Annotated in this window: 3 protein-coding genes and 1 pseudogene; all 4 read left to right on the top strand. The window is 75.4% G+C overall.

Translation table 11 applies throughout. The annotated features are described in order from the left end of the window. Nucleotides 1-439 (top strand): annotated as a pseudogene (locus J0670_RS30540) (hypothetical protein); the annotation flags it as partial. A gap of 217 nt (nt 440-656) precedes the next feature. Further along, on the top strand, nt 657-1,532 hold the full coding sequence (locus tag J0670_RS30535) for an MOSC domain-containing protein (RefSeq protein WP_207815003.1): 876 nt from the start codon (nt 657-659) through the stop codon (nt 1,530-1,532). Nucleotides 1,533-1,899: 367 nt separating this feature from the next. Continuing rightward, on the top strand, nt 1,900-4,335 hold the full coding sequence (locus J0670_RS30530) for a right-handed parallel beta-helix repeat-containing protein (RefSeq protein ID WP_207815001.1): 2,436 nt from the start codon (nt 1,900-1,902) through the stop codon (nt 4,333-4,335). 107 nt (nt 4,336-4,442) lie between these two features. Beyond that, on the top strand, nt 4,443-4,681 hold a 239-nt coding region (locus J0670_RS30525), incomplete at its 3' end, for a hypothetical protein (protein WP_207814998.1).

Genomic DNA, 4,681 nt, shown 5'->3' with positions numbered 1-4,681 from the left:
CCCCGGGTACGGCGCCCCCCAGCCGTACCAGCGGCCGCAGCCCGGCACCCCGGCCTTCGCGCAGACCGCCAGCGGCGGCTACCAGCCGACCGGCGGCCAGAGCTTCGGCGGCCAGAACACCTTCATCGGGCAGGGCGGCGGCCAGCAGACCTTCGGCGCGCAGCCGACCGGCGGACCGGCCGGTTTCGGCCAGCCCGGCGGCCAGCCCCAGGGCGGTCCGCAGAGCTTCGGCGGTCCGCAGTCCTTCGGCGGTCCCGCCCCGGTCGGCCCCGGCCTCCAGGGCCCGGGCGGCGACCAGGGCTTCGGCGGTGCCCAGCTGCGCCCGGCCATGGCGCCGGTCGCGCCGGTCCGCCCGATGCAGCCGCAGCGCCCCGGCCCGTACGGCGAGCCGGGCAACTTCCAGCAGGGCGGCTACCAGCCGCAGGGCCAGGGCTACTGAGTCCCGCGCCCCAGGGCCGACCCCACGCGGCCCGCACCCGCACCACCTGAGCACAACCCGGCGCCCACTGAGCGCCGGGCGAACGGAGAAACGGGTCATCCACGGACCGCCCGGAACGCCCCCCACACGGCGTCCGGGCGGTCCGTGCGCGTACGGGGGACCGCGCGAGCCGCGGGGGCCCGCGAGCGGACGACGGCGCGGCTGGCAGGATGGGGGAATGCACCTCACCGGACTGCACGTCTACCCCGTCAAGTCGATGTACCGTCTGAGCCCGGACACCGCCGAGGTCCACCCGTGGGGTCTGGCCGGGGACCGTCGCTGGATGCTCGCCGACTCCACCGGACGCTTCGTCAGCCAGCGCGAGAACCCCGCCCTCGGGCAGATACGGGTCGGCCTGCTGCCCGACGGCACACTGGCCCTGACCGCCCCCGACGGCTCCTGGATCGAGGTCCCCGCCCCCGCCGTCGCGGCCGGCGACCCCGTCGCCGACGTCGAGGTCTGGGGCACCCGCTTCCGCGCCGTCGAGGCCGAGAAGGAGGCGCACCGGTGGATCGCCGACCAGCTCGGCGACTACCGCCTGATCCACCTGGACGACCCGCGCGCCCGCCCCGTCGACCCCGAGTACGGCGAGCCCGGCGACACCGTCTCGATGGCCGACGGTTTCCCCCTGCTGCTCACCACCACCGCTTCGCTGGACCGGCTCAACGAGCTGATCGCCGAGGAGCACCCGGACGGCCACGAGACCCTGCCGATGGAGCGCTTCCGCCCCAACGTGGTGGTCGGCGGCTCCGAGCCGTGGGCGGAGGACGGCTGGCGCCGGATCCGGATCGGCTCGGTGACGTTCAAGGTGGTCAAGCCCTGCGGCCGCTGCGTGGTCACCACCACCGACCAGGAGAACGGCGAGCGGCGCGGCCCCGAGCCGCTGCGCACCCTGGCCCGGCACCACCGGCTGATGCGCAAGGCCGCGTTCGGGCAGAACCTGATCCCCGAGCGCCCGGCCGGCGTGACGGGCGACGTGCTCGGCGCGCTGCACGTCGGCGACGACGTCGAGGTCCTGGAGGACGGGGCGCACTGGCCCGCCGACGGGCGCTGATCGCGGGCTCCGCCACCGGTGCGACGCGTCCACCGGTTCCGTACGGGCGTACCGGGCCCCGGTCGCGGTGCGCCCGTACGGAACCCGGGCTGTGCGCGCTCGTTGAAACAAGTGGTCGGAACCTGTGGCCGTGGTGGGTGCTACCGGTGTCCGCGTGACGGCGGGCGGCCGGACCACCCACGCGGGCGCGCTACGGTGGGCGGGCGGCCCGCGCACCCCGCGTGTACGGCCCGTTGATCGCCTGCGCGACCGACCGCCGGTACGACTGGTCGCAGGTAGGACCGGCCACCGATACAACCGGCCGCCGGAACGACTGGTCGCCGGTATGACGAAGGTGGCACGACGAAGGTGGGGACGACAGACCGTCATGGCTGAGCACAGGGTCAGGGTCACCCAGGACAGCGCATCCCGCTGGCGTCGCCGCGCGGGCGAGTACGACACGCTCGCGGAGGCCCTGGCGGCCGCCGAGCCGGGCGACACCGTGACCGTCCGGCCGGGCACCTTCCGGGAGAACGTGCTGCTGGACAAGCCGGTGACGATCGTCCCGGCCCAGGGCCCGGGGACGGTCCGGATCGAGCCGGCCTCCGGGGTCGCGATCACCGTGACCGCCGCCGCCACCGTGCGCGACCTGGTGGTCGAGGGCGGCGACACCTCCACCCCGGCCGTCCTGGTCACCGGACCGCAGGCGGCGCCCGCGTTCAGCGGCTGCCGGATCGAGACCCGTTCCGCCACCGGCGTCGAGGTCACCGGCGGTGCCCGGCCGACCCTGCGCGGCTGCGTGATCGCCAACCCGGCCGGGCTCGGGCTGCGGCTGCGCGGCGAGGGGACGGCCGCCGCCTTCGAGGACTGCGAGGTCGCCGCGGCCGGGCAGGCCGGGCTCGCCGTCCTCGGCGGCGCGACCGCCGCACTCGACCGCTGCCGCGTCCACCACGCCTCCGGCGCCGGGGTGTTGCTCTCCGACCCGGGCAGTGTCGCCGAGCTGACCGGCTGCGAGATCTACGAGATCCGCGGCAGCGGCGTGCAGGCCGAGGCGCAGGCGGGCGGGCGGCTGGTCGACTGCGAGATCCACCGGGTCACCGGCAACGGCCTGACCCTGGACGGCGAGGCCGAACTCGTGCTCACCGGCTGCCGGGTGCACGACCTGCCGGAGAACGGCGCCGACCTTCGCGGACGCTCCAGGCTCAGCCTCGACCACAGCACCGTGCGGGACTTCGGGCGCGGGGCGCTGTCGGTCTGGGACCAGGGCACCGAGGCGGTCGCCGAGTCCTGCCAGATCCACGGCTCCACCGGCGAGTACCCGGCGCTGTGGGTCAGCGACGGCGCCAGGCTCACCCTCACCGACTGCTCGCTGCACGACCTGCCGGACGCGCTGTTCGTCCTCGACCGGGACTCCGCCGCCGTCGCCCAGGGCTGCTCGTTCAGCCGGATCCGCAGCTCGGCGGTCTCGGTCAGCGGCGGGGCGACGGTCTCGCTGGCCGCCTGCCGGGTGCAGGAGGCCGGGACCGGACTCTGGTTCCGCGACCACGGCAGCGGCGGGCTGCTCACCGACTGCGAGATCTCCGACGTGGCCACCGGGGTGATCGTCACCAAGGGCGCCGACCCGGTGCTGCGCGACTGCACCGTACGCGCCAGCACGGACGCCGGGGTGTACATCTCGGCACAGGGGCGGGGCACCTTCGAGGACTGCCGGGTCTCGCACGGCAAGGGGTTCGGCTTCCACGTCATCGACGGGTGCCGCACCCAGCTCACCCGGTGCCGGGCGGAGCAGAACGCGCGGGCCGGGTTCGAGTTCTCCGAGCCGGGGCCGGTCACGGAGGGGTGCACCTCGGACGACGTGGGGTCGGCGGCGCCGGTCGGCGGCGGCGTCGGTGCCGAGGTTCCGGGTCCGCGGACGGCCCAACTGGCCGCCGCCGTCCCCGTCCTGGCCGCCGCCCCGGGCGCTGCCGCCGCTGCCGCGGGCTCCGCCATCGGGCCGATCCCGGACTGCCGGCCGGCCGAGGAGGCGCTCGCCGAGCTGGACTCGCTGGTCGGGCTGGCCACGGTGAAGCAGGAGGTGCGCACCCTCATCGACCTGATCTCGGTCGGGCGGCGGCGCCGGCAGGCCGGGCTCAAGGCACCCTCGCTGCGCCGGCACCTGGTCTTCACCGGGGCCCCCGGCACCGGCAAGACCACGGTCGCCCGGCTCTACGGCGAGATCCTCGCCTCGCTCGGGGTGCTCCAGCGCGGGCACCTGGTCGAGGTGGCCCGGGTCGACCTGGTCGGTGAGCACATCGGCTCCACCGCGATCCGCACCGCGGCCGCCTTCGACCGGGCGCGCGGCGGGGTGCTGTTCATCGACGAGGCGTACGCGCTCGCGCCCGAGGACGGGGCGCGGGACTTCGGGCGCGAGGCGATCGACACCCTGGTCAAGCTGATGGAGGACCATCGGGACGAGGTGGTCGTCATCGTGGCGGGTTACACCGCCGAGATGGAGCGCTTCCTCTCCGCCAACCCCGGTGTGTCGTCGCGCTTCTCACGCACCATCACCTTCCCCGACTACACGGCGGACGAGCTGCTGGAGATCGCCCGGGCCCAGTGCGCGGAGCACGAGTACGCCCTCTCCGAGGCGACCGAGGGCGCGCTGCTGGACCACTTCGCCGGGCTGGAGCGCGGCCCCAACTTCGGCAACGGGCGCACCGCTCGGCAGGTGTTCGAGACCATGGTCGAGCGCCACGCGGTACGGGTCGCCGCGCTCGCCGACCCGTCGACGGAGGAGTTGCAGCTCCTCGTCCCGGCCGACCTGCCGGTCGTGCCGCTGCCGTAGCGCGGGCGGTTGCCGCGGCGCGGACGGTTGCCGTCCCGTCCCGGTCGGCACCCGTCACCTCGGGTGCGCAGGGAACTCCCGGGCGGCGGTGAGGCGTTGGGGTCGGTATGGGCATGCTTCTGACGGGCGCGGCAGGCGGGTTGCTGCTTCCGGCCGGGCTGGTGGTGCTGTTCTTCCTGGGCGCGGTGGCGCGACGGCTGCGCAGCCGCCCGGCGGCGGGCCCGGCCGCCTCGGCGGGTGGCCGGGGCGCCGGTGCGAGCGCCACGGAGGAGTTGCACGCGCTGCTCTACCCGAGCAAGCGGGTGCAACTGGAGCAGCGGCGGATCGAGCTGGCGCTGCGGGACGA

The organism is Streptomyces sp. FH025 (assembly GCF_017427025.1).
Taxonomy (GTDB): domain Bacteria; phylum Actinomycetota; class Actinomycetes; order Streptomycetales; family Streptomycetaceae; genus Kitasatospora.
This window is presented reverse-complemented; position numbering and strand designations above follow the sequence as displayed.

Excerpts from the sequence above, each read along its gene's own strand:
- J0670_RS30535 (WP_207815003.1), top strand. The coding sequence starts at position 657 with ATGCACCTCACCGGACTGCACGTCTACCCCGTCAAGTCGATGTACCGT.
- J0670_RS30530 (WP_207815001.1), top strand. The coding sequence starts at position 1,900 with ATGGCTGAGCACAGGGTCAGGGTCACCCAGGACAGCGCATCCCGCTGG.